The sequence below is a fragment of the Streptomyces sp. NPDC060205 genome, assembly GCF_042728395.1.
GTDB lineage: Bacteria > Actinomycetota > Actinomycetes > Streptomycetales > Streptomycetaceae > Streptomyces.
Map to the genome: position 1 here is coordinate 34,411 of NZ_JBHWZP010000003.1, position 25,047 is coordinate 59,457.

General features: G+C 73.1%; 19 protein-coding genes. 2 read left to right on the plus strand and 17 right to left on the minus strand.

All coding sequences use genetic code 11. The annotated features are described in order from the left end of the window. Positions 1–31 precede the first annotated feature (31 nt). A complete protein-coding gene (locus ACFWGJ_RS01000; RefSeq protein WP_387320097.1) occupies positions 32–1,870 on the plus strand; it encodes an SGNH/GDSL hydrolase family protein in 1,839 nt (612 codons plus the stop codon). Between the two features lie 157 nt (positions 1,871–2,027). Here the strand turns inward: ACFWGJ_RS01000 and ACFWGJ_RS01005 are convergent, their stop codons facing one another. From ACFWGJ_RS01005 to ACFWGJ_RS01085, 17 genes are all read right to left on the minus strand, one after another. After that, positions 2,028–2,807 (minus strand): exodeoxyribonuclease III, encoded by a 780-nt coding sequence (locus tag ACFWGJ_RS01005; RefSeq protein ID WP_387320098.1) that lies wholly within the window; start codon positions 2,805–2,807, stop codon positions 2,028–2,030. 75 nt (positions 2,808–2,882) lie between these two features. Next, a complete protein-coding gene (locus ACFWGJ_RS01010) occupies positions 2,883–3,518 on the minus strand; it encodes an MBL fold metallo-hydrolase (RefSeq protein ID WP_387320099.1) in 636 nt (211 codons plus the stop codon). 60 nt (positions 3,519–3,578) lie between these two features. Beyond that, positions 3,579–4,877 carry a 4-carboxymuconolactone decarboxylase gene (pcaC, locus tag ACFWGJ_RS01015; protein WP_387320100.1) on the minus strand — a complete coding sequence of 433 codons (1,299 nt, stop codon included), beginning with the start codon at positions 4,875–4,877 and terminating at the stop codon, positions 3,579–3,581. Between the two features lie 152 nt (positions 4,878–5,029). Further along, on the minus strand, positions 5,030–5,725 hold the full coding sequence (locus ACFWGJ_RS01020; RefSeq protein ID WP_387320101.1) for an ABC transporter ATP-binding protein: 696 nt from the start codon (positions 5,723–5,725) through the stop codon (positions 5,030–5,032). Further along, on the minus strand, positions 5,718–6,629 hold the full coding sequence (locus ACFWGJ_RS01025) for an ABC transporter ATP-binding protein (protein ID WP_387320114.1): 912 nt from the start codon (positions 6,627–6,629) through the stop codon (positions 5,718–5,720). Before ACFWGJ_RS01025 ends, ACFWGJ_RS01020 begins: the two co-directional genes overlap by 8 nt. Positions 6,630–6,667: 38 nt before the next feature. After that, positions 6,668–7,546, minus strand: a complete 879-nt coding sequence (locus ACFWGJ_RS01030; protein ID WP_387320102.1) for an ABC transporter permease — start codon at positions 7,544–7,546, stop codon at positions 6,668–6,670. A 32-nt stretch (positions 7,547–7,578) separates the two neighbouring features. After that, complete coding sequence (locus tag ACFWGJ_RS01035; RefSeq protein ID WP_387320116.1) at positions 7,579–8,547, minus strand: ABC transporter permease; 969 nt, start codon at positions 8,545–8,547, stop codon at positions 7,579–7,581. A 20-nt stretch (positions 8,548–8,567) separates the two neighbouring features. Further along, positions 8,568–10,169 (minus strand): ABC transporter substrate-binding protein, encoded by a 1,602-nt coding sequence (locus ACFWGJ_RS01040; RefSeq protein WP_387320103.1) that lies wholly within the window; start codon positions 10,167–10,169, stop codon positions 8,568–8,570. Between the two features lie 270 nt (positions 10,170–10,439). Next, on the minus strand, positions 10,440–11,795 hold the full coding sequence (locus tag ACFWGJ_RS01045) for a sulfite oxidase (protein ID WP_387320104.1): 1,356 nt from the start codon (positions 11,793–11,795) through the stop codon (positions 10,440–10,442). Between the two features lie 338 nt (positions 11,796–12,133). Beyond that, positions 12,134–14,062 carry an SWIM zinc finger family protein gene (locus ACFWGJ_RS01050; protein ID WP_387320105.1) on the minus strand — a complete coding sequence of 643 codons (1,929 nt, stop codon included), beginning with the start codon at positions 14,060–14,062 and terminating at the stop codon, positions 12,134–12,136. Between the two features lie 998 nt (positions 14,063–15,060). Further along, positions 15,061–17,955 (minus strand): SNF2-related protein, encoded by a 2,895-nt coding sequence (locus ACFWGJ_RS01055; protein WP_387320106.1) that lies wholly within the window; start codon positions 17,953–17,955, stop codon positions 15,061–15,063. 139 nt (positions 17,956–18,094) lie between these two features. After that, entirely contained in the window at positions 18,095–18,676 is a 582-nt protein-coding gene (locus ACFWGJ_RS01060) for a sugar kinase (protein WP_387320107.1), read from the minus strand. Further along, the gene (locus ACFWGJ_RS01065) at positions 18,676–19,860 is read right to left on the minus strand and encodes an ROK family glucokinase (protein WP_387320108.1); all 1,185 of its coding nucleotides are present in this window, start codon (positions 19,858–19,860) and stop codon (positions 18,676–18,678) included. Before ACFWGJ_RS01065 ends, ACFWGJ_RS01060 begins: the two co-directional genes overlap by 1 nt. 222 nt (positions 19,861–20,082) lie before the next feature. Further along, a complete protein-coding gene (locus ACFWGJ_RS01070; RefSeq protein WP_387320109.1) occupies positions 20,083–20,895 on the minus strand; it encodes an ATP-binding cassette domain-containing protein in 813 nt (270 codons plus the stop codon). Next, a complete protein-coding gene (locus ACFWGJ_RS01075) occupies positions 20,892–21,956 on the minus strand; it encodes an ABC transporter permease (RefSeq protein ID WP_387320110.1) in 1,065 nt (354 codons plus the stop codon). The genes ACFWGJ_RS01070 and ACFWGJ_RS01075 overlap by 4 nt, the downstream gene beginning before the upstream one ends. After that, entirely contained in the window at positions 21,953–22,957 is a 1,005-nt protein-coding gene (locus tag ACFWGJ_RS01080; RefSeq protein WP_387320112.1) for a sugar ABC transporter substrate-binding protein, read from the minus strand. Before ACFWGJ_RS01080 ends, ACFWGJ_RS01075 begins: the two co-directional genes overlap by 4 nt. Before the next feature lie 166 nt (positions 22,958–23,123). Next, positions 23,124–23,873 (minus strand): GntR family transcriptional regulator, encoded by a 750-nt coding sequence (locus ACFWGJ_RS01085; protein ID WP_387320117.1) that lies wholly within the window; start codon positions 23,871–23,873, stop codon positions 23,124–23,126. 117 nt (positions 23,874–23,990) lie between these two features. On the opposite strand from ACFWGJ_RS01085, the gene ACFWGJ_RS01090 reads away from it, so the two are divergent. Then, entirely contained in the window at positions 23,991–25,004 is a 1,014-nt protein-coding gene (locus ACFWGJ_RS01090; RefSeq protein ID WP_387320113.1) for a Gfo/Idh/MocA family oxidoreductase, read from the plus strand. Positions 25,005–25,047: the final 43 nt, after the last annotated feature.

Here is a 25,047-nt window from a genome sequence, read left to right on the forward strand (position 1 = left end):
TCACGGTGCATCCTGAGCGGGAGGAGTCGGTGTGCGCCGACGCGTGTGGAGTACCGCCGTTGCTCTGACCGTGCTGTCCGTACTGACGGCCGCGGTCCCGGCGACGGCCGCGGTCCCGGCGGCGGACGCGGTCGCTCCGGCGGAGGCGGTCCGTGCGACGGCCGCGTCACAGGCCAGGGACCGGCCGCTGTCCCTGGAGCGGCTCTTCGACAACACGGCCGTGAGCGACGACACGCGGCCCGCCGGGGCGGACTTCGACGGTTCGGGCCGTTCCCTGTCGGCGCAGGACCTGACCGCCGCCGGCTGGACACCGGGACGCACGCTGACGGTCCAGGGCGCCCGGCTGACCTGGCCCCGCCGGACACCGGGTGAGCCCGACAACGTACGCGCGGACGGCCAGTCCGTACGGGTACGCGGCCACGGTGACGCGCTCGCCTTCCTGGTCGCCGGCACGGGCGGCGGCGAGGAGAGCGGCACGGGCGTCGTGCGGTACCTCGACGGGTCCAGCTCCTCCTACCGGCTGAACGCCTCGGACTGGCGCGGCGGCCCGCTCGCCACCAAGGCCGTGGCCCTCCCCCATATCAACACCCCCGGCGGTCAACTCGCCGAGAAGCCACGGCTGTACGTGGTGACCGTGCCGCTCGCCCGAGGGCGCTCGGTGAACTCGGTGCAGCTGCCGGACAACGGCGACCTGCATGTGTTCGCCCTGTCGGTACGCCCCGACAGCCCCGGTTGGACGGGGAGTTGGGCCGCGTCGACCTCCGGCTATCCGGCTGTCGGACCGTGGACGGACCGGACACTGCGTCTGGTGGTGCACACCTCGGCGGGCGGGCCGCGGGTACGGATCCGGCTCGACAACACCTTCGCCGCCGCGCCCGTACGGATCGGGAGCGCGACGGTCGCCGTGCAGGCGTCCGGGGCGGGTCCGCGCGGCGCGCCCGTACCACTGTCCTTCGGCGGGTCCGGGAGCACCGAGATCCCCGCGGGGGCGCAGGCGTTCAGCGATCCGCTGAGCTTCGACGTGCCCGCGGACGGCAACCTCCTGGTGAGCTTCCACCTGCCGGGAACGGTGGCGGCGGCACCCGTGCACAGCCTGGCCGTGCAGCAGTCGTACGTCAGCGAGCCCGGCGACCATGCCGGGGACGCCGCCCCGGACGCGTACACCTCGACGATCCTCAACTGGCCGCTGCTGACCGGTGTCGACGTGGGGGACGCGTCGGGCGGCGGGCCCGGGTCCGTCGTGGTGCTCGGGGACTCGATCACCGACGGCGAGAAGTCGACGCGGGACGCGAACCGGCGCTGGCCCGACCTGCTGGCCGACCGGCTCCGGGAGCAGAGTGTGGTGCCGCACTATGGGGTGCTCAACCAGGGGATCTCGGCGAACCGTGTGGTCACGGACCGGTACGTCGGTGACGGCGTCTCCGCCGACACGGGTGGGGTGAGCGCGCTGCACCGCCTCGACCGGGATGTCCTCGCGCAGACGTCGGCGCGTACGGTCGTCGTCTTCCAGGGGATCAACGACGTGCGCTGGGGCGCGAGCGCCGAGGAGGTCGTGGAGGGGCTGCGGGAGGTCACCGAGCGGGCGCGCGGGCGGGGGCTGCGGGTGCTGGTCGCGACGATCGTGCCCTGTGCGGGGGAGGCTCGGTGCACCGCTGATGTCGATGCTCGGCGGAGCGCGGTGAACCGGTGGATCCGGGCGGCGGGGGTGTCCGATGGCGGGGTCGACGGGGTGCTCGACTTCGATGCGGTGTTGCGGGATCCGGGGGATCCTGCGCGGATGCTTTCCGTCTATGACAGTGGGGATCATCTGCATCCTGGGGATGCGGGGCTTGCTGCGCTGGCTTCGTCTGTGGATCTGGGGTTGTTGTAGGGGGTTTCTTTGGGGCGGGGGATTCTGGGCAGGTCCGGTCGCTGTTCGGGTGCGGGCCGGATGTGGCTGGTCGCGCAGTTCCCCGCGCCCCTGAAAGGCGTGGTCGGGTGCGGGTGCGATGTGGCTGGTCGCGCAGTTCCCCGCGCCCCTCGTGGGGCTAGACGTCCAGGTTCACTACCACCGGGGCGTGGTCCGAGGCTCCCTTGCCCTTTCGTTCCTCTCGGTCCACGTAGGCGTCCGTGACCGCCTTGGTGAAGGGGGCGTTGCCGTAGACCAGGTCGATGCGCATGCCGCGGTTCTTGGGGAAGCCGAGCTGGCGGTAGTCCCAGTACGTGAACGGGTGGTCGTACTTCAGGGGGCGCGGGACCACGTCCGTCAGGCCCGTGCCGCGCAGGGCGGTGAGCGCGGCGCGCTCGGGTTCCGTGACGTGCGTGGCGCCCTCGAAGAGGGTCCGGTCGAAGACGTCGTCGTCCGTCGGAGCCACGTTGTAGTCGCCCATCACCGCGAACGGGCGGCTGCCGGCCGCGTCGCCCGCGACAGCCGTCTTCAGGGCCTCGAACCACTGCAGCTTGTACGCGTAGTGCGGGTGGTCCACCTCGCGGCCGTTCGGCACGTAGACCGACCAGACGCGGACCGGGCCGCAGGTCGCGGAGACCGCGCGGGGCTCCTCGACGCCCTCGTAGCCGGGGTCGCCGGGCAGGCCCCGCACGATGTCCTCCAGGCCCACCCGGGAGACCACCGCCACTCCGTTCCACCGTCCCGTCGCGTTCACCGCCGACTCGTAGCCCAGCTCGCGGAGCTCCTCGGTGGGGAACTGCTCGGCGGTGGTCTTCGTCTCCTGGATGCACAGCACGTCCGTGCCGCTGCTCTCCAGCCAGGCCAGCAGCCTCGGGAGACGGGCTGTGATCGAGTTCACGTTCCAGGTGGCGATACGCATGCCCCACAACCTACCGGGCGCCTCTGACAGTCAGCGGCCGGGCGCTCGGAGACCGGGCGCTCAGGGATCGTGCGCTCAGAGGTCGGCGGTCTCGCCCGGCGCCAGCCTCAGGTGCTCGGAGCCGCCCAGGGTGCCGATCTGGCGGTCGTAGGCGGGGCGCGCGAGGTCCGTCAGCAAGGCGTCGTGGATGTCGTAGGCACGCTGCGGCTTGACCTCCCTGACGTAGTCGATGACCTCGGAGATCTTGCTCCAGGGGGCCTGGACGGGCAGGAGCAGCGTCTCGACCGGGTGGTCGGGGAGGGTCAGGGCGTCACCGGGGTGGAAGACGCGTCCGCCGTCGACGAGGTAGCCGACGTTCGTGATGCGCGGGATGTCCGGGTGGATCACGGCGTGCAGTTCGCCGTGGACCTGTACGTCGAAGCCCGCGGCGGTGAACGTGTCACCGTGACCGACGGTGTGCACCCGGCCCGGGAACGCGGCCGAGAGCTGGTCGGCGACCGACTTCAGGGTCCAGATCTCCGCCCGGGGGTTGGCATCGAGCCCCGCCCGCAGGTGCCCTTCGCTGAAGTGGTCGGGGTGCTCGTGCGTGACGAGGATCGCGTCCGCGCCGACCGCGGCGTCCTCCTCGGTGAAGACGCCGGGATCGATGACGAGTGCGCGGCCGTCCTTCTCCAGGCGGACACAGGCATGCGACTTCTTTGTGAACCTCATGCCTTCCATCCTGCCTCCGCCCGTCGGCGCGGCCCACCCGAGGGGGCCCTTTCCCGCCGCTCACTCCTGCGGAGTGGTCTCCTCACGGATGACCTGCTGGGCCACCTTGAAGGCGCTGTTCGCGGCCGGTACGCCGCAGTAGACGGCCGCCTGGAGGAGTACTTCCTTGATCTCGACGGGGGTGAGCCCGTTGCGGAGGGCGGCCCGGGTGTGGAAGGCCAGCTCGTCGAGGTGGCCGCCCGCGACCAGTGCGGTGAGGGTCACACAGCTGCGCGAGCGCCGGTCGAGGCCCGGCCGGTCCCAGATCTCGCCCCACGCGTAGCGCGTGATGAACTCCTGGAAGTCCCCGGAGAACTCGTCGGCCTGGGCCAGCGCCCGGTCCACATGGGCGTCCCCGAGCACCTCGCGGCGGACCTTGATGCCCGCGTCGTACGGATCGGCTCGGCCGGTCAGCGCTTCTGGCTGCGGGGCCGGGGCGATCTCGGCGACGGGTGACGCCTGCTGCGGCACGGAGAGCACGGGGCTCGCCTGCGGGACCACGACCGACATCTGCCCGGTGGACGAGTCGTAGGCGGGCTGCTGCCAGGCCGTGGAGAAGTGCCGTACGAGGAGGTCCGTGACGGCGGCGGGCTGCTCCACGGGGACCAGGTGGGAGGCGCCGGGCACGACCGCGAGACGGGCGTCGGGTATCCCGGCGACGAGGGTGCGGGCCTCGGCGGGGCCGGTCACCTGGTCGTCCGAGCCGACCAGGACGAGCGTGGGCACACCGATGCGGCCGAGGTCGGCGCGGATGTCGAACGCGGCGAGCGCCTCGCAGGCGGCGATGTAGCAGCCCGGGTCGGTGGTGCGCACCATCTGTACGGCCCACTCGGTGATCGCGGGCTGCGCCGCGGCGAACCCGGTCGTGAACCAGCGCTCGGGGGACGACCGCGCGATGGGGTCCAGGCCGTTCGACCGGACGATCACACCGCGCTGCCGGAACTCGTCGGCCGTGCCGAAACGCGGGGAGGCGGCGATCAGCGTGAGCGAGGCGACGCGGTCGGGGCGGCGCAGGGCCAGCTCGGCCCCCACGGCTCCGCCGAGCGCGCAGCCCGCGTAGCCGAACCGCTGGACGCCGAGCCCGTCGAGGGTGGCGAGCAGCCGTTCGGCGAGCTCGGTGACCGAACCGGTCGGGTGCGCGGGCGCGCCACCGTGTCCGGGCAGGTCGAAGCGGAAGACCCGCCACTGCTTGGCCAGCTCGGGGACCTGCCGGTCCCACATGTGCCAGGTGGTGCCCAGTGAGGGACCCAAGATCAGGACTGGTGCGTCTTCTGGCCCGTCAAAGCGGTATTGAAGGGTGTTGGTCTGTGCGTCGCTCACCCGACTCACGCTCCCACATCTCACGATTTCTCACGCACTTGGGTCGGATCCCCGTGCAAGGCGTCCCACGTTGTGGCAGCCTCGCGAAGATCCTCCGCGCCGGCCTTCACATCTCGCCGAGCGGCATGGAAGGCCGCCGGCCGCGCCGCGCGTCATCGTACAGAGGGAGCCTGAGAGGCTTCGGGGGCTCGGAGCGGTTGCAGGGCCTCCCAGTGGACCGTGCGACGGCACCAGCGCTTCAGGAGTGTCCGGTCGTGGCCGACGGCGAGCAGGCCCGCGCCGGTGGTGGACCTGTAGGCCTCCACCGCGGCGACGAGCGCGGCGCCGGTGGAGGCGTCGAGCATGGCGGTCATCTCGTCGCAGATCAGCCAGCGGGGGCGCAGGACGAGGGCGCGGGCCAGGCAGGCGCGTTGCAGCTGGCCGTCGCTGACCTCGTGCGGGCGGCGGGTCAGCAGGTCGGGGGTCAGGCCGACGGAAGTGGCCAACTCCGCCACGCGGTGCGGTATTTCGCCCCGTCGGCCGGTGGCGTGCAGGGGTTCGGCGATGAGCTGGGCGAGGCGCAGCCGAGGGTCCGCGGCGAGTCTGGGCTGCTGGAGGACGACCCCGAAGGCGGTGCGTTGTGCGCGCGGGGCGCGGTGGCGCCAGCGGCGTACGGGTTCGCCGTCGAGGTACAGGGTTCCGGAGTCGGGGCGGTGCAGCAGGGCGGCGACGCGGGCGAGGGTGGATTTGCCGCAGCCGCTGGGGCCGAGGAGTCCGACGGCCTCGCCGGGCTCGACGGTCAGGGAGAAGTCGCGTACCACGGGGTCGTGGTGTCGGTATCCGGCAGTGATGGCCCGCAGTTCAAGCATGGCTGTCCTCCGGTACGTACGGGTGGTGGCAGGCGACCGTGGCCGTCATCGGCGGGCGGATGGCGCAGGTGTCGGCGGCCCGGTCGCAGCGGGCGGCGAAGGCGCAGCCGTCGGGGAGGTTCCCGAGTTCGGGGGGCATGCCGGGGATGGGGGTGAAGGCGCGGTCGGGCAGGGCTCGCAGGAGACCGCGGCTGTAGGGGTGGCGGGGGCCGGGGGTGCCGAAGAAGGCCTGGGCGTCGGTGAGTTCGACGATGCGGCCCGCGTACATGACCGCCACACGGTCGGCGATGCGCTCGGCCGCCGCGAGGTCGTGGGTGATGACCAGCAGGGCCCGGCCGGCGGTGTCCACAGGGCGGCGCAGTTCGTCGACGGTGTGGTCCACCAGGTCGCGGTCGAGTCCGGTGGTCGGTTCGTCGGCCAGCAGCAGGGGCGCGTCGCCGACGAGGGCGAGGGCGGTGGCGGCGCGCTGGGCGAGGCCGCCGGAGAGTTCGTGCGGGTGGCGGTCGAGGTGGTCCGCGGGGAACGCGGCACGCCCGGCGGCCTCCTCGGCGGCCGAGCTCAGGGCCGCCCGGCCCCGGACACCGGTCAACTGGGCGACTGTCTCCTCCAGTTGGGAGCGGATGGTGCGGACGGGGGTCAGGTGGGCGGCCGGGCTCTGCGGTATGAGGCCGATCCGGCGGCCCCGGACCGTGCGGGCCAGGGTGCGTTCGTCGGCCGCGAGCAGGTCGAGGTCGCCGAGGCGTGCCTCACCGGCGGCCTGGGCGTTGGCGGGGAGCAGGCCGAGGAGGGCGGAGACGAGGACGGACTTGCCGCAGCCGCTCTCGCCGACCAGGGCCAGGCACTCCCCCGCCGCCACGTCGAAGTGTGCGTCGGTGACGGCGGCGACCCGGCGTCCGCCCGGCATGAGGAAGCGCACCGACAGGCCTCGTACGGACAGCGTCGTCACAGCATCAGCTCCGATCGGCGGCGCGGGTTGATGCGCTCGCGCCAGGCTCCGGCGAGGCCGGCGAGGGCGAGGGTGGGGACGATGAGGAACAGGCCGGGGAAGAGGGTCGGCCACCACTGTCCGGCGAGCAGTGAGCCGCGGGCGGTCTGGATGAGGTTGCCGAGGCTCGCGAGGTGGGAGGGCAGTCCGAGGCCGAGGAAGGAGAGGGCGGACTCGTGCCACATGGCGTGCGGCACCATGAGGACTGCGGCGAGCGCGGCCTGGGGCAGCACGGCGGGCAGCAGATGGCGTACCGCGATCCGCAGTCGCGACGCGCCGCCGGAGAGCGCCGCGTCGATGTACGGGCGTGCGCGCAGGGACAGCACCTCGGCGCGGACGATCCGGGCGGTGGACAGCCAGTGGGTGAGGCCGACCGAGACCACCACGGGCCAGACTCCGGGGCGGAACATGGCGACGATGAAGATGCCGAGGAGCAGGTGCGGGACGGACGAGAAGGTGTCGACCAGCCGCATGACGGCCCGGTCGGCCCAGCCGCCCAGTGCTCCGGCCGTGGCACCGACGGCCGTGCCGATGACGGTCGCCGTCAGGGCCGCCGTCACTCCGATGAGCAGGGAGACCCGCAGGCCGTACACGCAGCGCAGCAGCAGGTCGCGGCCGACGTCGTCGGTGCCGAACGGGTGTGCCCAGGAAGGTGGTTGAAGCTTTGCGCCCAAGTCGACTGCTTGTTGGTCGAGTTGAACCAGCGGCGGGACGAGCAGGACCGCGAGGACCGTCACGGCGACGAGGGCAGCGGAAGCACGTACCCGGAGGGTGCGGGTGGAGCGGCGGCGGGTGCCGTACGAACGCCACTTGGGCTCAACTGCCGTGTCAGCCATGGCGGTCCGCTCCGGTCCTGGGAGTCGGGGGATCACATTTCACCGATATTCACCCTCGGGTCGAAGAGTCCGTAGAGCAGGTCCGCGAGCAGGTTGCCCGCCAGGACGGCGACGGTGGCCAGCGCGGTGAGGGCCGCGAGGAGCGGGAAGTCGACGGCGGTGGCCGCCTCCACGGTGGCCGCCGCGATGCCCGGCCAGCTGAAGACGCTCTCCACCAGCAGGGCGCCGGTGATGAGTTCGGGCAGCCGGGAGCCGATCAGGGTCAGGACCGGGAGCAGTCCGGAGCGCAGGGCGTGACCGAGCAGAACGGTGTGTTCGCTCAAGCCCCGGGCACGGGCGCCGCGTACCGGATCCTCCGCGAGGGCGTCGGCGACACCCTGGCGGACGTACAGGACGAACCAGGGGAGTTGGGAGACCGCGAGGACTCCGGCGGGCAGCACGAGGTGGCTCGCCACCTGGGCCGCGGTGACCTGTTCACTGGCGGTGTCGGTCAGGCCGCCCGCCGGCAGGAGGTCCAGCCGGAGGGCGAACAGCCAGATGGCGAGCAGGGCGGTCCAGAACACCGGGGCGGCCGAGAGGGTGTAGGCGAGCGAGGTGACCGTCCGGTCGAGCCATCCGCCCTGGCGGCGGGCGGCGAGCACCCCGAGCAGTGTGCCCGCCAGGACGGCCGCGGCGAACGCGACCGTGCACAACAGCGTGGACCACACGAGGCGTTCGCCGATCACCTCGGCCACCGGCTGGCGCATCACGCTGGACTGGCCGAGGTCGCCGGTGAGCGCGGAGGTCAGCCAGTCCCACCAGCGTTCGGCGAAGGGCCGGTCCACACCGAGGTTGGTCCGGAGCCGGTCCAGGGTCTCCCGGTCGGCGCCGAGGGCCGCGGTGCCCGCGTAGGCCCGTACCGGATCGAAGGGGGAGGCGGCGGCGATCGCGAACATGCCGAAGGTGACGACCAGCAGGACCGGGGCGGCGAACAGGGAGCGCCGCCCGGCCAGCCGGGCCATGGCGCCCCAGGGCGGTCGGCTCACTGCTCGGGCCGCCAGTCCTCGATGTTCCACCAGGGGCCGCCGGCGAATCCGTGCTCGTGCGGCTCCAGTTGCGTGGTCGGGCCCCGCCAGCGGTCGGCGAGGACGTACACGTGGTCGATGTGGGTGAGGAAGGTGGCACCGGGGTCCTTCACCAGCTCCCGCTGGAGCGTGTCGTACGCCGTCCTGCGCGTCGACTCGTCCCGGCTGCGGCGGCCGGTGTCGAGGGCCTTGTCCACGGCCGGGTTGTCGTAGTGACCCATGTTGTTGAAGCCGTTGCCGGCCAGCGAGGAGTGCAGGAGTGTGTAGAGGCCGAAGTCGGGGTCGCCGGTGCTGCCGCCGCCCGCGAGGACCGCGTCGTCCTTCATCCGCGGCTCGATGACCTCCCAGGTGGCGCTCTCGGCCGTCACGTCGATACCTGCCTTCTTGGCGTCGGAGGCGTAGGCGAGGGCGTGCTCCTGGCGGACCTTGTCGCCGGAGGGATAGAGGAGGGTGAAGGCGGCGCGCCGGCCGCTCCTGGTGCGGACGCCGTCCGGACCGGCCCGCCAGCCCGCCCGGTCCAGGATCCGCGTGGCCGTGTCCAGGTCCTGGGAGCGTTCGATGCCCTTCGCGAACCAGGGGTCGTCGACGGGCAGCGGCCCGTACGCCGGGCGGCCCGCGCCGTCGAGGATGTGGGCCGCCATGGCCTCGCGGTCCACGGCGGCGTCCAGGGCGCGGCGGATCGCCCGGTCGCCGGTGACCTCGTTCCCCGTGGGCAGGGTGACGGCGCGGAAGTCGTACGACCTGGCCTCGTAGGTCCTGAGATCGCGGGACTTCCCGCCGCTGCCGTTCCTGTAGGCGGCGGCGAGGTTGGGCGGGAGGATCGCGCCGTCCAGGTCGCCGGAGCGCAGCCGGGTGGCGCGTACGTCGTCGTCCTCGACGACCGCCATGGTGACCGTCCTCACCTTCGGCGCGCCGCCCCAGTACCGCGGATTGGCCTTGAACGTGAGCTTCTCGCCCTTGCTCCAGGCGGCGAGGACGTACGGACCGGTGCCGACGGGCTCGGTGTTGAAGGAGCCGGTGTTGGGGTCCTGGTCGCCGGCCACGTGCTCGGGGACGATGGGCAGGACCGTGCGGCCGGCGAAGGGCGCGTAGGGGTACTTGAGGGTGAAGACGACCCGGTCGTCGCCGTCGGCCCGCACCTCCTCGATGGCGTCGAGCTCGCTGCGGGAGGTGTTGTTGGTCCTCTCGTCGAGGACGGTCTCGTACGTGAAGACCACGTCGGCGGCGGTGAGCGGCTCGCCGTCGCTGAACTCGACCCCGGCGCGCAGGGTGTAGGTGTACGTCAGGCCGTCGTCGTCGATGTCGGGGAGCGCCTTCGCCAGCGCGGGCCTGAGCTTCAGGTCGGCGTCCCGGGCGAGCAGGCCGTCGAAGATCTTGGAGTTGCCGTCCTTGCCGTAGCCGAGCAGGGGGCTGAGGGTGTCCGGCTCCGAGGCCACCCCGATCACCACCGAGTCGGCGGACCCGCCACCGCCGGGCCCGTCACCGGGCGCGGAGCACGCGGCGGCCCCGCAGGCCAGCGCCGCGGCGACCACTGTGCCGCGTATCCATCGGCTCGTCATGAACCCACCCCTTGACCTTGTTGCCGTCATGATGCTCTTGCGCATCACATGCAACTGGGGGATACCCACGTCCCTCGCACATCAGTCCACGACGTGCTGCGCCGGCGGCCGGGCATGGGTGGCAGGGCACGGGAGGGGGCCTGAAGGCGGGCGTGGACGGGGCTCGGAGGCGGGTGTGGAAGTGGGCTTGGGGGTGGGCGTGACACAGCCCCCGGCCTGCGTCCGGCCGAGGGCTGGTGTCCGGCCGCTCCACCGGCCGGTGACGGACGATCACACGGCTTGGACCGGGTGACGGACGACCGCGTCGAAGAGGTAGCCCTGCGTGTTGTGGACGGTGGTCTCCGGCTGCGTGCGGCCCGTGGTGTCGGTGGCACGGGCCAGGAGCGTGTACGCCCCCGGGGCCGCCGGACGCCAGTCGGCGGACCAGCGGACCCAGTCGGCGCGGCGCGGGGCGTCGTGCAGCCGGGCGCGCCGCCAGCTCGAACCCCCGTCGGTGCTCACGTCGACGCGCGCCACGGCACCCGCGCCCGACCAGGAGCGGCCGGTGAGACGGTGCTCGGCGGCGGCCTCCAGGCTTGCTTTCCACGGGAGTTCGAAGGCGGACTTGAGCGTCTGCCGGCTGAGCGGGGCGCTGCCTCCCGCCGGATACGCGTCGCCGAACAGCCGGTAGAAGTCGGTGTTCCACGGGGAGTACAGCGGCCGGGCGGAGACCTCGATGTCACCGACCCACTTGATCGACGCGATCCCGACCCAGGACGGCACGAGGACCCGTACGGGACCGCCGTGGTCCGGCGGGAGCGGCTCACCGTTCATCTCGTACGCGAGCAGCACGTCGTCCAGGGCCTTCGACAGGGGCAGCGGGCGGCGGACCCGGCCGAGGTTCGTGCCGTCCGCCGTGACGTAGTCGGCGTCCAGGCCGCGGGGCAGGACGTCCACGGCGCCGCGGCTCAGCCCGGCGCGGCGCAGCACCTCGCCGAGCCGTACGCCACGCCAGCGGGCCACGCCGATCGCGCCCAGCGTCCATGCCGTGCCGGACACGGTCTGGCCCTGCTGTGTCGTGAAGAAGCTGCGGCCGTTGCCCGCGCACTCCACGAACGCGCTGCGTGTGGTGGCGGGCAGGCGCTTCAGGTCGTCGAGCGTGAACTCGGCGGAGCCGCCGCCCGCGAGACCGTCTCCCCAGACGGAGACACTCCAGGCGTTCGCGTCCAGGACGGGGGTGGCGGTGTGGTTGCGGACGAAGAAACGGTCCGTGGGGGTGTGGTGGCCGGTGCCCGCCAGGGCCTCGAACTTCGTCTCGGCGTTCGTACCGCGGGAGGTGAACCAGGCGTCGGGAAGGGGCTTGACTATCCCGGGGACCGCGGCGGCGGACGTGCGGTCGGTCGTCGCGGTAGCTGTACCGCTGCCGGTGACACTGCCGGTGCCGCTGCCGGTCGTGGAAGCGGCCAGGGCCGGTGCGGCGAAACCGGTGGTGGCCGCGGTGGCCGCGGTGGCCAGTCCGGCGGCGGCCAGCAGCCGGAGCATGTCGCGCCGCTCGACGCCGTCGGCCCGGGCCTCACCCGCGAGCCACTGGCGGAGTCTGCGACGGTCGTAGGCGGACTCGTCATGGGACGTACTGGTACGGGACATGGGTGGGCTCCTGCCTGTCGGGGGTTCACGGGCACGGGTGGGGAGGCGGTGCGACGGCCTCGGGCCTGCGGGTACGGCAGAGCTCGCCGGGCCCGCGGGCCCGGGGGTGCGGACGGGCCGCGGGAAGAGGAGCGCGGCCGGCAGCGCGGTGCCGGGCTCGGCGAGTCGCTCGGCGAGCCGCTCGGCGCGCTTGGTGCGGCGCTCGGCGTAGATCAACAACAGCCGTGCGGTGTACGCACGTTGAACCGCGGGGCAGGGCGGCGCCGGTTGAGGATCATGGACGCCATGGTACGAGGCCGCGCGCCGACCCGCCGGTGAATCGCGGGAGTCGGGCGCACTCAGACGTCGGTCGGCGAACCAAGGCCGGTGAGGGCGCCGACCGGATCCAGGTCGGGGGTGCCGCGCGGCCACCAGTCGTCGTGGCCCGGTTCCGACTCGTACGCGTACCAGAGGCCGTCGTGGCCCAGGCGGAGCTGTATGTGGCCGTGGGGGTGGGTGAGGTGGTTGTGCCAGGGCCGGAAGGCGGGGAAGTCGGCGGCGAGGAGGAGCGGGCGGGCCCTGTCGAAACGGCCCGCCGGTGGGTCCCAGGCCTCTTCGAGGACGGCGAGTCCTTCGAGCCCGCCCTGGCGCCACGCGGCGACCGCGCGGGCCAGGTCTCCCGGGGTGCGACGCGCGGCGGTGGCCAGATCCGCGTAGAGGGCGCGGGTGGTCGCCGTGAGGCCGGAGCCCGGACGGGTGGCGGCGAGCCGGACGGCGTCCTGCCAGAGTGTCAGCTCGGCGAGGGGGTCGCGGCCGGTGGTGAGCAGGGCGTGCGCGCGGGCGGCCGCGTCGGTGGCCAGCTGGTCCAGCGCGAACGGGTCGGGGCCGCCGGGCGAGGCCGGGTAGGCCGGGGGCTGTTCGGGATGCGGGGGCGGCGGCAGCGGGGCCGGCAGGGGTGCCCGTACGCGGCGCTCGACGGCTTCGCGGGCCGGGACTCCGGGGAGCGCCGGTTCCTCGGCGGCGCGGGCCGAGCGGGCGGCCAGGGTGGCGTTGCGCCGGGACAGTTCGTCCAGCAGTTCGCGCTCGCCCCGGCCGCGCAGCAGGAGGAGCACGAACGGGTCTTCGTCCAGCAGCCGCGCCGTCTGGTAGCAGAGGGCTGCCGCGTGCTTGCAGGGGTGACCGGAGTCGGGGCAACTGCAGCGCGGGACGAGGTCGCCGGGGCCGGGCAGCAGTTCCACCCCGCAGTCGGCGAGGGTCTGGGGCAGTTCCTTGTCGAGCAGCGCGGCGATGTGGGCCGGACGTTCGGCGGCGGCGTCGAGGAAACGCTCCCAGTCGTCGTCCGGGAGCGTACGCATCCGGATCTGCACGCGGTACGGGCGCGGACGGCTCCCGTGCACATACGCGAGCACGAGCCCCGGTGTGACCGTCACGGCGTCCACGTGCCCCTCCCCCGCGTACGCCTTGCCCCGCCCGAGCCGCGCCGCGTCGAGCGCCATCTCCTCCAGCGCGGCGACCCACGCGTTGCCCCACCACGTCTCGGCGAACCCTCCGCCCGCACGCCGCGCCGACGCCGCCGGCGGCGGGAACGTACGCCGCAGCTCGCCGTCCCGGGCAGGGGCGGCCATGGAACGCCCGGCGGACGCGCCGCGCTGTTCGGGGGCCGGGGGGTCGCTGGGGGCGGCGACGGCGGGCTCGGTACGGGCCTGCGGACGGTCATGCAGATGGACTTGGGCATGGGCGGGCTGGGAGCCGAGGGGGCCGACGTCTGTACCGGCAGTGACATCGGTAGGGGCATCAGCACCGGCAACGGCACCGGTAACCGCACCGGCTTCCGCGTCCGTGGCGTCGCTCGCGTGCGCGGATCCCGGCCCGGTGTCGGACTCGTCCGCCTGCTCCTCCCTCTCCAGCCGGGAGGACAGGTCGAGATTGTTGCCCAGCATCTCGGCCAGTTCCCTGACCTGGGCCGCCGCCTCACGGCTCGGCCCGGTGGGACGGGCGGGACGGGAGCCGGGGCCGGTGACCGCGGCGCCCCCGCGCCGCTTCCTCACCGCCCCGACCCCCTTGTCGCGCGCGGCGGTTCGCTCCCGCTCCGCCTGAACGCGCGCGGCCCGTAGCGCCTCCCGGGCCACGTCGCCGGGCCGCGGGACTTCGGAGGGGGCGCCGGGCCGGCCGCCCGCGGCCGACGCGGAGACCTGATCGGACGGGTCGGCCGCGGCCTCCTCAGAGCCCGCGCCGGGCCGACCGTTCCCCTCGGCCTCGGGGGCCGCACCGGACAGCTCCGCCGCCATCGGGGCGCAGCTCCCGCCAGATGCCCCGGCGCCCCCCGAGTCGGAACGACTCTCGGCCGCCACCGGCGCACGGGAACCCCTGCCGGCCGCCCCAGTCGCCTCGGAGCCCTCGCCGGACGATCCCGCTGCCGTCGCACCCGGGACTGTGCCGGCTCCCGCGACCGTCGCAGCCGAAAACCCGTCGGGCAGCCCCGTCTCCGCCGCCTCGGAGCCGCCGCCGGACGATCCCGCCGCCGCAGCATCCGAGGCCCGCGCCGACGACCTGCCCACCGGCGCACGGGAACCCCTGCCGGCCTCCCCCGTCGCCTCGGAGCCCCCGTCGGTCGATCTCGCCGCCGTAGCACCCGGGACTGTGCCGGGCCCCGTGCCGGTCTTACCCGGGACCCCGTCGGGCAGCCCCGTAACCGTCACGTCAGCGGCCCTCTCGGGTGCTGCCGTCATCGGCGCGACGGAGCGCCCGTCGGGCGGCGCCGTCTCCGCCGTGTCGGAGCGCGGGCGTGAGCCACGTGCCTCCGGCCTTACGGCGGTTGCGAAGGCCGATGCCCCTGCCGTGTCCTCGCTCTCCGCTGTGGTGGCACCGTTGGTACGGCCCATCGCCCGCCGGAGGGCCTCGCGCGCGGCGTCTCCCGGGCGGGGCCCCGGTGCCGTGGTTGCCTCGGGGGTTCGGCGCCTCGGCTGTGCGGACGCCGGGGACGCCTTCGAGGCCGGGCTCGGATGCGGTCGCGGCGATGGAGCCGGTGAGGACTCCCCCGCGTTCGCCTCGGCTCGGCGGGCTTCCCGCAGGGCCCGTCGGGCGGCGTCGGCGGGGCGCGCCCCATCGGCCGCCGGACGGGAACCGTCCGCCGAGGACGCCGCGTCGCCGTGGTCCTGGGCGTCGGCGCCGGTCCGCGGCGTCTCGTCGTCCGCGGCCCGGCCTGCCGCGCGGGACGCAGCCGGCGCGGCCGGCGGGCGCTCGTCCGTCCCGTCGCCGCCCGTGCCCGGCTGATCCGTCGGAGACATCATGTGGACCTCCGCAGGGACACCAGGTCGGACAGGTCGCGGTCGGTCAGTTCCGTCAGGGACGCCTCGCCGGAGCCGAGGATCGCGTCCGCCAGGGCCCGCTTGGAGGCGAGCATGTCGGCGATACGGTCCTCGACGGTGCCCTCGGTGATGAGGCGGTGCACCTGGACGGGCTGGGTCTGGCCGATGCGGTAGGCGCGGTCGGTGGCCTGCTCCTCGACCGCCGGGTTCCACCAGCGGTCGAAGTGGATGACATGGCCCGCGCGCGTGAGGTTGAGGCCGGTGCCGGCCGCCTTCAGCGACAGGATCAGGATCGGTGTGGCGCCGCTCTGGAACCGGTCCACCATGTGTTCGCGCTCGAACACCGGCGTGCCCCCGTGGAGCAGTTCGACGGGCACCGCGCGCGCCGTGAGGTGGTTCGTGATCAGCCGGGCCATCCCCACGTACTGCGTGAAGACGAGGGCTGAGCCGTCCTCGGCGAGCAGCGTGTCCAACAGCTCGTCGAGCAGGGCCAGTTTGCCGGAACGGGCGGCCTGGCGAGCCGCTTGCGAGCCGCTGGGGAGCCCGTCCGGCTCCTCCTTCAGATACAGCCCCGGGTGGTCGCAGATCTGCTTGAGCGCCGTGAGGAGCTTGAGGACCAGGCCCCGCCTGGCGATGCCCTGCGTGGTTTCGATGGCGAGCATCGACTCGCGGACCACGGCCTCGTACAGGGAGGCCTGCTCGCGGCTGAGGGGGACGGGGTGGTCCGTCTCCGTCTTGGGCGGCAGTTCGGGGACGATGCCCGGGTCGGACTTCTTGCGCCGCAGGAGGAAGGGCCGGATCAGCCGGGCGAGGCGGGCCACGGCCTCCTCGTCCTCGCCGTTCTCCACGGCGCGCGCGTGCCGGGCGCGGAAGGACTTCAGGGGGCCCAGCAGCCCCGGGGTCGTCCAGTCGAGCAGGGCCCACAGCTCGGAGAGGTTGTTCTCCACCGGTGTACCGCTCAGGGCGACCCTGGCCGGGGCGGAGATCGTCCGCAGGGCCTTGGCCGTCGCCGAGTACGGGTTTTTGACGTGCTGGGCCTCGTCCGCGACGACCATGCCCCAGGTCTGCTCGGCGAGCCGCGGCGCGGTCGAGCGCATCGTCCCGTAGGTGGTCAGGACGAAGCCGCCGGCCATGTCCGCCAGGGAGCGGTCGGGTCCGTGGAAGCGGCGCACGGGCACGCCGGGGGCGAACCGCTCGATCTCCCGCTGCCAGTTGCCGAGCAGCGAGGCGGGGCAGATCACGAGGGTCGGCTCGGTGCGTGCCCGCTTCAGGTGGAGGGCGATGACGGTGATGGTCTTGCCGAGTCCCATGTCGTCGGCGAGGCAGCCGCCGAGGCCGAGCGAGGTCATGAGGTCGAGCCAGGCCAGCCCGCGCAGCTGGTAGTCGCGGAGGGTGGCCCTCAGGCCGGGCGGCGGTTCGGCGGGCCGCAGTCCGGCCGTGAGGCGGTCGCGCAGCGCGGCGAGCGCTCCGACGGGCACGGCCTCGACGCTCTCCCCGTCGACCTCCACAGTGCCGCTGAGCGCCGCGGAGAGGGCGTCGACCGGGTCGAGCAGTCCCAGTTCACGCTTGCGGGCCTTGCGGACCAGGGCCGGGTCGACGAGCACCCACTGGTCCCGCAGCCGGACGACGGGGCGGTGCGCCTCGGCGAGGGCGTCCATCTCCGCCTCGCTGAGCGGGTCGCCGCCCAGGGCCAGCTGCCAGCGGAACTGGAGCAGTTCCTCGCTTTCGAAGAAGCCCGTCCCGTCCGTGGCCGAGCCGGGTGCGGGGCGGACGACCGCCGCCGCGCTCAGGTCCTGGGCGAGGTCGCGCGGCCAGTGCACGGCGACCCCGGCCGCGCCGAGGCGGGTGGCCGCCACGCCGAGCAGGTCCGACAGCTCGTCCTCGGACAGGGCCAGCACGTCCGGCACGTCCTGTCCGGCCAGCCGGTCCAGAGGGGGCCAGACACGGGCCGCGCGACGCACCGCCAGGGCCGCGTCGACCCGGGCGCGCGGGCCGAACGTGGCGTCCGCCGTGCCCGCCCACAGGCCCGCCGCGTCGACGACGAGGGTGGGGTCGGCGAGGCTGTGCACCTGGACGACGGCCGCGCCCGCCCGCCGCGCGTCCTCGCTGTCGTCGAAGAGCTCGTACGCGGACAGGTCGAGACGCAGGGAGATCCGGACCCCGGCGTCCATGCCCGCGGCGACCTCCGCCGCCCAGTCCTGGGCGCCGGGCAGCCGCTGGGCCCCGCTCGCCGCGAAGGGCCTCCCCGCCGCGTACGGAGCGGCCGGGGTGCGGGGCAGGGCGTCGGCGACCGCGTCCAGGAAGGCGCGCGTCAGTGCTTGTGGCTCGGGCAGCCTGAGCGGGCCGCGGCCCGGCAGCGGGACGGCGTGTCCCTCGTACGGAAGGGCCGCCGCGATCGCCCTGAGGTGGGCGATGTCGTCCGGGTCCAGGGGGCCCGCACGCCACGCGTCGAACCCGTCGGGTGTCAGACCGGGCAGCAGCCGGCCGCGCGCGACGAGCCGCAGGGCGTGCAGGGCGGCGGCTCCCCAGCAGGCCGTGGCGGGATGGGCGGCGGGGTCGCGCCTGGCCCGTACCAGGAGGGGCAGGGCCTCGGTGACCGGCAGGGTCAGCGCGGGGACCGTGTGCCGCCGCGTGCCCGGACCGTGCCGTCGTACGACCGTCAGTTCGGTGTCCGGGGCAGGGAGCGGGAGGTCGCCGTCCGGGTCCCAGAAGGCCATCCGGCCGCCGCGGGGCAGTGCGGCGGGCAGGAACACGGCGGCCAGCCCGAGGGACACCTCGGCCGTCGCCCCGGCGCCGGAGCCGGCCTCGGCGCGCGGCTCCCCCGCGCTCGTGCCCTCACCCGTCCCCGTACTCGGACGTGTCCCCGCGCTCATGCTCCCGGCCACCTCCCTCGCCTGCTCCCGCCCCGGTCGGATCGATCGTCTTCGACTCTACGGGCCGGGTCTGACAACGCGGCCCGTCGACCGGACGAGGCGGGGATGGGGGCGTGGTCAGGGTGTGGTCGGGGCGTGGTCAGGGGGTCGTTCGGGAGACCACGTAGACCATGGGGTGGCCCGGCTTCGCCCAGTCCACGACGATGTGGTGGGTGGGCGTCGGGTTCTTGCGCTCGTGGTTCAGGCCCGACCAGGGGCCGGGGCCGGTGAACTCCCAGCCGACGACACGCCGGTCGCGTGCGCTGATGGCGAAGTCGTCCTTCTCCAGGGCGTCGAGGCTGGTCCCGATGGTCTTGAGGAACTTCTCCAGGCCCTCGTCGCTGGTGAGGAACTGGACGTAGAGACGGCTGGTCTTCCAGTTGTTCGTCTCGTAGTACGCGACCTCGGCCGAGTAGCCGGGGATGGGCACCTGGTACAGGCGGCGCTGGACCCGGGAGGGCCAGCCGGGGGTGAGCCCGGTCGCCGAGTACTTGGCCTCCTTGTCCTTGCCGCTGTCACGGCTCTGGTTGGCGGAGATCACCAGATAGCCGGCCGGGACACCGATGAGCAGCACGATGATCAGCAGGGTCAGGGCGCGGCGGCGGATCCTGTGGCCCGGTTCCTCGGGCGGGCGCGGCGGCTCGTCCGGGGGTGAGGCCTGGCGCGGCAGCGAGGCCGTCATCACAGCGTCTCCTGCGCCTCGCGGCGCGACTCGGCGTACCGCTCGTAGCGCTCGTACCGCTCGACGCGGCGCCGGTTGGCGCGCCGGAAGCGGCGGGCCACCAGACGGGCGAGGTCCGCTGCGCCGACCATGCCGGCCTCGGGGCCGAGCTGGGCGCGGGCGATCCGGGCCTCGGGGCGGTAGCCGCGGCCGGTCAGATGACGGCGGAAGGCGTCGCGCGCGGGGCCGATCAGGAGGTCGTCGGCCGCGCTGACGCCGCCGCCGATGACGAAGCAGGAGGGGTCGAGGGCGGCCGCGAGGTTCGCGATGCCGACGCCCAGCCACTGGCCGATGTCCTGGAGCAGCTCGATGCACATCGCGTCGCCCTCACGGGCCAGCTCGGTGATCATCGGGCCGGTGATCTCGGCGATGTTGCCCTTGACGTGCTCGATGATGCCGTAGGCGACCGGGGAGTCGGCGGCGGCGAGTTCGCGGGCCTCGCGGACCAGCGCGTTGCCGGAGCTGTACTGCTCCCAGCAGCCGCGGTTGCCGCACGGGCAGCGGTGGCCGCCGGGGACGACCTGCATATGGCCGAACTCGCCCGCCACGCCGAACTTGCCGCGCTTGACCTGCCCGTCCTCCAGGATGGCGCCGCCGATGCCGGTACCGAGCGTGATCATGACGAGGTGGTCCTCGCCGCGGCCCGCGCCGAAGCGCCACTCCGCCCAGGCGGCGGCGTTCGCGTCGTTGTCCACCAGGACGGGGACGGCGAGGCGGCCCGCGAGACGGTCCCGCAGGGGTTCGTTGCGCCACGAGAGGTGGGGTGCGAACAGGACCCGGTTGCGGTCCGCGTCGACCCAGCCGGCCGCGCCGATGCCGACCGCGTGCACGTCGTGGCGGTCGGAGAGGTCCAGAACCAGTTCGAGGATGGTGTCCTCGACGACCTTGGGGCTCTTGGACTTGTCGGGGGTCTCGGTGCGGACCTTCTCCAGGATGTTGCCGTCCGCGTCCACGACGCCCGCCATCACCTTCGTGCCGCCGATGTCGATGCCGACGGTGGGGACGCGCGGTGCCGTCAGGTGGGAACGGCGCTCGCGCGTGCCCACGGTACGCAGGGCGGTGGCACGGCGGGAGCCGATGGGGGCGCCCGCGGCTCTGGCGGAGCCGAGCGCCCTGGGCAGGGCGAGGTCGCGGTAGGTGCTCATCGCGCCGATTCTGCCCCACGCTGCCGCTTCGCTGCACGGCGGCGTCCTTCGCTGCGCTCGGGCCGCTCCGGGGTGGTGCCGGTGATTCGCCGCCTGCGGGAGCGTCGTGGCTGGTCGCGCAGTTCCCCGCGCCCCTGAAAGAAGCCGCCGCCGGGCGTGCCCGCGCGGCGAAGCCGCACATCGGCACAGCCCCGCGCCCCTGCGGGGCACCACCCGGGGCCCCTACGGGGCGCTGCCCTCCAGTTCGTGGCGGAGGTCGTCCAGCTCGTTGCCGCCCGCCATTTGGCGGGTCAGTTCGTCCAGGGTGATTTCCTCACGGGTGTGGTTGCCGACCATCGTGCCGCGCTTGAGGAGGACGAAGCGGTTGCCGACGAGGTACGCGTGGTGGGGGTTGTGGGTGATCAGAACGACGCCCAGGCCCGCGTCACGTGCGGCGGCCACATATTTGAGGACCACACCGGACTGTTTGACGCCCAGCGCCGCGGTGGGCTCGTCGAGGACGAGGACCTTCGCGCCGAAGTGGACGGCCCGGGCGATCGCCACGCACTGGCGCTCGCCGCCGGAGAGCGTGCCGATGGGCTGGTCGACGTCCCGCAGGTCGATGCCCATGCGCAGGAGTTCCGCATGGGTCGTGCGGCGCATGTGGTCGACGTCCAGGCGCTTGAAGGGGCCCGATCCCTTGCGAGGCTCGGAGCCGAGGAAGAAGTTGCGCCAGACCGGCATCAGGGGGACGACGGCGAGGTCCTGGTAGACCGTGGCGATACCGCGGTCCAGGGCCTCCCGCGGGGACGCCGGACGGGTGTCCTCGCCCTCGACGCGGAAGGTGCCCGCGTCGTGCTGGTGGAGCCCCGCGATGATCTTGATCAGGGTCGACTTGCCGGCGCCGTTGTCGCCGAGGACGCAGGTGATCTCCCCCGCGTGGACCTCCAGCGATACGCCCTCCAGGGCGCGGACGTTGCCGTAGTACTTACTGACGTCGTCGAGCTCGACCAGGGGCGTGCGCCCGGCGGACGTCGTCGTGGCGGGCTGCGTCATGCCGTGGCCTCCGCGCGCTTGCGGACCCAGGCGTTCAGCAGGGTCGCGAGGAGCAGCATCGCTCCCAGGAAGAACTTGAACCAGTCGGGATTCCACTCGGCGAACACGATGCCCTTGTCGGTCATGCCGAAGATCAGCGCGCCGACCGCCGAGCCGATGGCGGAGCCGTATCCGCCGGTGATCAGACAGCCGCCGATGACGGCCGCGATGATGTACGTCAGCTCCTTGCCGACGCCCTCTCCCGACTGCACGGCGTCGAAGGAGAAGAGCAGGTGCTGTCCGGCGATCCAGGCGGCGAAGGACACCCCCATGTAGAGGCCGATTTTGGTCGCGGCGACGGGCACGCCCACCGCGCGGGCCGCTTCCTTTCCGCCACCGACGGCGAAGATCCAGTTGCCGACGCGGGTGCGCAGCAGGACCCAGGAGGCGAGGGCCACCAGGCCGATCCACCACAGGATGGTGACCTTGAAGTCGACGCCACCGACGGTGAGGACGGACGCGAAGAGGGTCTTGGCGGAGGCGAAGCCCTCCATGTCGGCGATCGTCTTGGTCGAGACGGTGCCGCTGATCAGCTTGGTGAAGCCGAGGTTCATGCCGGTCAGCATGAGGAAGGTGCCGAGCGTGATGATGAAGCTGGGCAGCTCGGTGCGGGTGAGCATGAACCCGTTGAAGAAGCCGATCGCGAGGGTCACCAGGAGCGAGACACCGACGCCCACCCAGACGTTCGCGGTCATCTGGTAGCTGAACATCGACGAGATCAGCGCGGACGACGTCACCATGACGCCCGCGGACAGGTCGAACTCGCCGCCGATCATCAGCAGGGCGACGGGCACCGCCATGATGCCGATCGTGGAGGCCGCGTACAGCACGGTGGCCAGCCCCGCGGCCCGTACGAACCCGTCCGCGACCAGCGCGAAGAAGAGGAAGACGGCGAGCGCGCCGACCACCGAGCCCAGTTCGGGGCGGCCCAGCAGCCTGCGCAGCGGCGAGATCCGCAGCAGCCGGTCGTCCGCCGTGGAGCCCGTGGGCGGCGTGGAAGGCGTAGGAGTCGTCGCGGTCATCGGGTGCCCCGGTCCGCGTAGGTCTCCAGCTCCGCGGCCTGGTCCTTGGTGATGATCTGCGGGCCGGTGAGGACGGGGCGTCCGCCGCCGAGCGTGTCGGCGTTGTAGCGGTACAGCCAGAGCAGGTCCACGGCCTCGTGCCCCTGGAGGTACGGCTGCTGGTCGACGGCGAAGCCGAGGGTGCCGTCCTTCAGCGCGGCGGCGACCTTGGCGTTCAGGTCGAAGGTGTCGATCTCGGCCTTGCTGCCCGCGTCCTCCTTGGCCTTGACCGCGGTGTCCGCGTAGGGCGCGCCGAGGGTGACGACGGCGTCGACGGACCGGTCGGCCTGGAGCTTGGCGCCGATGGAGGACTGGACGGCCGACATGTCGGTGCCCTCGACGTAGATGTTCCGCACGGTGCCGTCGAAGGTCTTCTTCACGCCCGCGCAGCGCTGCTCGTGGCCGACATTGCCCTGTTCGTGGAGGACGCAGAGGGCCGTTTTCCGGCCACGCTCGTTCAGCTCCTCGCCGACGGCCTCGCCGGCGATCGTCTCGTCCTGGCCGACGTGGGTGAGCGCGCCGAACTCCTTGGACTTCTCGGATCCCGAGTTGACGGTGATCACGGGGATGCCGGCCTTCACCGCGCGCGCGACCGCGCTCTTCATGGCGTCGGGCTTGGCGAGGGTGACGACGATGCCGTCGACGCCCTTGTCCACGGCGGCGTCCACGAGCTGCGCCTGCTGCTGCCCCTCGTCGTCGTGGGAGTACAGGAACTTGATGTTGTCCTTGTCGGCGGCCTGCTGGGCGCCTTTCTGGACGATGTCCCAGAAGGTGTCGCCATCACCCGAGTGGGTGACCATCGCGACGGTCCAGCGGGGCGTGCTCACCGCGCCGCCGCCCTGGGCGGACGCCGCTTTGCGGGCGTCCTCGGCGCGCTTGCCGCCGGTGCTGCTGCACCCGGCCAGGGATGCGCCCAACGCCCCTGCCACCGCGATGCTGACCCAGGTCCGAAACCGTGCCACGAGGCCGTGCCCTTCTTGATGTCCGATACATGAAACAACCAAGTATCGGATACGGAGTGAAGGATTCCGGACAGCGGGGCCGTCGGTACCGCCACGCGGGCATGCGCGGGAGTGCGTGGAGTCGTACCAGCTCAGGGGTGTACGAGGGTTCTGGGGCGCCCGAAAGTCAGGGGCGTACGAGGAGCTGGAACTCGAAGGAGTAGCGCGAGGCGCGGTAGGTGTGGGAGCCGAACTCGACGGCGCGGCCCGTGTCGTCGAAGGTGGTGCGCTGCATGGTGAGCAGCGGGGCGCCGGTGGACTCGTCGAGGCGCTCGGCCTCCACGGCGGTCGCGGCCCGCGCGCCGACGGACTGGCGGGCGCTGTGCAGCGTGATGCCCGCGACCCGCATCAGCCGGTACAGACCGGTGGCCTCCAGCTGCGCACTGTCGAGGTCGAGCAGGCCGGGCGGCAGGTGGTTGCAGAGGTACGCCATCGGGTCGCCGTGGGCCAGCCGCAGCCGCTCCACCCGGTGCACGTCACTGCCCTCCGCCACCGACAGGGCCGCCGCCACCTCGGCCGTCGCCGGGACGACCGTGTTGACGAGGACGCGGGTCGCGGGCCGCTGGCCGGCCGCCTCCAGGTCGTCGTAGAGGCTGCTCAGTTCCAGGGGGCGCTTGACCTGGCTGTGGACGACCTGGGTGCCGACACCCCGGCGGCGTACGAGCAGGCCCTTGTCCACCAGGGACTGGATGGCCTGGCGGACCGTGGGCCGGGACAGACCGAGGCGTCCGGCGAGCTCGATCTCGTTGCCCAGCAGGCTGCCCGGAGTGAGGGCGCCGCGCTCGATCGCCGCTTCGAGCTGCTGGGCCAGCTGGAAGTACAGCGGTACCGGGCTGTTCCGGTCGACGCTGAGCTGGAGCGGCGTGGTCGGGTCCACATCTGGTTTGGGCACGGGCCCGAGCGTAGCTCCGGTGCATGTTGACGGGAAGTTGTGAGGTTCGATTGTCCGGACAAAGAGTTGACAGGGTGTAGGGTTCGCCCTCAACTTTGTCGCATGCGCATCGGACTCATCGGGACGGGTCGTATCGGTACATTTCATGCGACCGCCCTCAGCCGCCACCGTGAGGTGGGCGGCTCCCTCATCGTCACGGACGCGGATCCCGTACGAGCACGCCGGCTCGCGGACCGCTTAGGTGCCACCGCGGCACCCGGCGTGGACGAGATCTTCACCTGGGGGGTGGACGCCGTGGTCATCACCGCGGCCACCTCGGCACACGGCGAACTGATCGGTCGGGCAGCCCGCGCCGGACTGCCCGTGTTCTGCGAGAAGCCCATCGCCCTCGACCTGACGGGTACGCTCACGGCCATCGCGGAGGTCGAGGCCGCCGGAACGATCCTGCAGATGGGTTTCCAGCGGCGCTTCGACGCGGGTTACACGGCCGCGCGGGAAGTGGTGCGGTCGGGGCAGCTCGGCCGGCTGCACACCGTACGCGCGATGACCTCCGACCAGTCGCCGCCGCCCGCCGAGCATCTGCCGCTCTCCGGCGGGCTGTACCGGGACACGCTCGTGCACGACTTCGACATGCTGCGGTGGGTCACCGGGCGTGAGATCACCGAGGTCTACGCGACGGGGTCGGACGCCGGGCCCGCGATGTTCCGCGAGGCGGGCGACATCGACACGGCGGCGGCCGTCCTCACGCTGGACGACGGCACGCTCGCGACGGCCACGGCGACGCGGCTGAACGGGGCGGGTTACGACGTCCGCATGGAGCTGGCCGGGGAGCTGGACCAGATCGGGGTCGGGCTCGACGACCGTACGCCGATCGCCTCCACGGAACCGGCGGGGCCGCCTGCGGCCACCAAGCCGTGGACGGGGTTCCTGGAGCGGTTCGGGCCCGCGTACGAGGCGGAGCTGCACGCGTTCGTGGAGGTGGTGCGGGGGGAGCGGGCGAATCCGTGCGACGGGCGTGAGGCGTTGCATGCGTTGCGGGTCGCGGAGGCGTGTGAGTTGTCTCGGCGCGGGCGCCGGTCCGTTCCGCTGGCGGAGATTCCTGGCGGGCGGGACTGACTGGGCGTCGGCGGCGGTGGGGGTGGGGGTGGGGGTGGGGTGC

Bases quoted from the DNA above. Each gene is read 5' to 3' on its own strand.
- ACFWGJ_RS01005 (WP_387320098.1), bottom strand. From the start codon at position 2,807: ATGCGTATCGCCACCTGGAACGTGAACTCGATCACAGCCCGTCTCCCG.
- ACFWGJ_RS01010 (WP_387320099.1), bottom strand. From the start codon at position 3,518: ATGAGGTTCACAAAGAAGTCGCATGCCTGTGTCCGCCTGGAGAAGGAC.
- ACFWGJ_RS01020 (WP_387320101.1), bottom strand. From the start codon at position 5,725: ATGCTTGAACTGCGGGCCATCACTGCCGGATACCGACACCACGACCCC.
- ACFWGJ_RS01025 (WP_387320114.1), bottom strand. From the start codon at position 6,629: ATGCCGGGCGGACGCCGGGTCGCCGCCGTCACCGACGCACACTTCGAC.
- ACFWGJ_RS01030 (WP_387320102.1), bottom strand. From the start codon at position 7,546: ATGGCTGACACGGCAGTTGAGCCCAAGTGGCGTTCGTACGGCACCCGC.
- ACFWGJ_RS01035 (WP_387320116.1), bottom strand. From the start codon at position 8,547: ATGGCCCGGCTGGCCGGGCGGCGCTCCCTGTTCGCCGCCCCGGTCCTG.
- ACFWGJ_RS01040 (WP_387320103.1), bottom strand. From the start codon at position 10,169: ATGACGAGCCGATGGATACGCGGCACAGTGGTCGCCGCGGCGCTGGCC.
- ACFWGJ_RS01045 (WP_387320104.1), bottom strand. From the start codon at position 11,795: ATGTCCCGTACCAGTACGTCCCATGACGAGTCCGCCTACGACCGTCGC.
- ACFWGJ_RS01050 (WP_387320105.1), bottom strand. From the start codon at position 14,062: ATGGCGGCGGAGCTGTCCGGTGCGGCCCCCGAGGCCGAGGGGAACGGT.
- ACFWGJ_RS01055 (WP_387320106.1), bottom strand. From the start codon at position 17,955: ATGAGCGCGGGGACACGTCCGAGTACGGGGACGGGTGAGGGCACGAGC.
- ACFWGJ_RS01060 (WP_387320107.1), bottom strand. From the start codon at position 18,676: ATGACGGCCTCGCTGCCGCGCCAGGCCTCACCCCCGGACGAGCCGCCG.
- ACFWGJ_RS01065 (WP_387320108.1), bottom strand. From the start codon at position 19,860: ATGAGCACCTACCGCGACCTCGCCCTGCCCAGGGCGCTCGGCTCCGCC.
- ACFWGJ_RS01070 (WP_387320109.1), bottom strand. From the start codon at position 20,895: ATGACGCAGCCCGCCACGACGACGTCCGCCGGGCGCACGCCCCTGGTC.
- ACFWGJ_RS01075 (WP_387320110.1), bottom strand. From the start codon at position 21,956: ATGACCGCGACGACTCCTACGCCTTCCACGCCGCCCACGGGCTCCACG.
- ACFWGJ_RS01090 (WP_387320113.1), top strand. From the start codon at position 23,991: ATGCGCATCGGACTCATCGGGACGGGTCGTATCGGTACATTTCATGCG.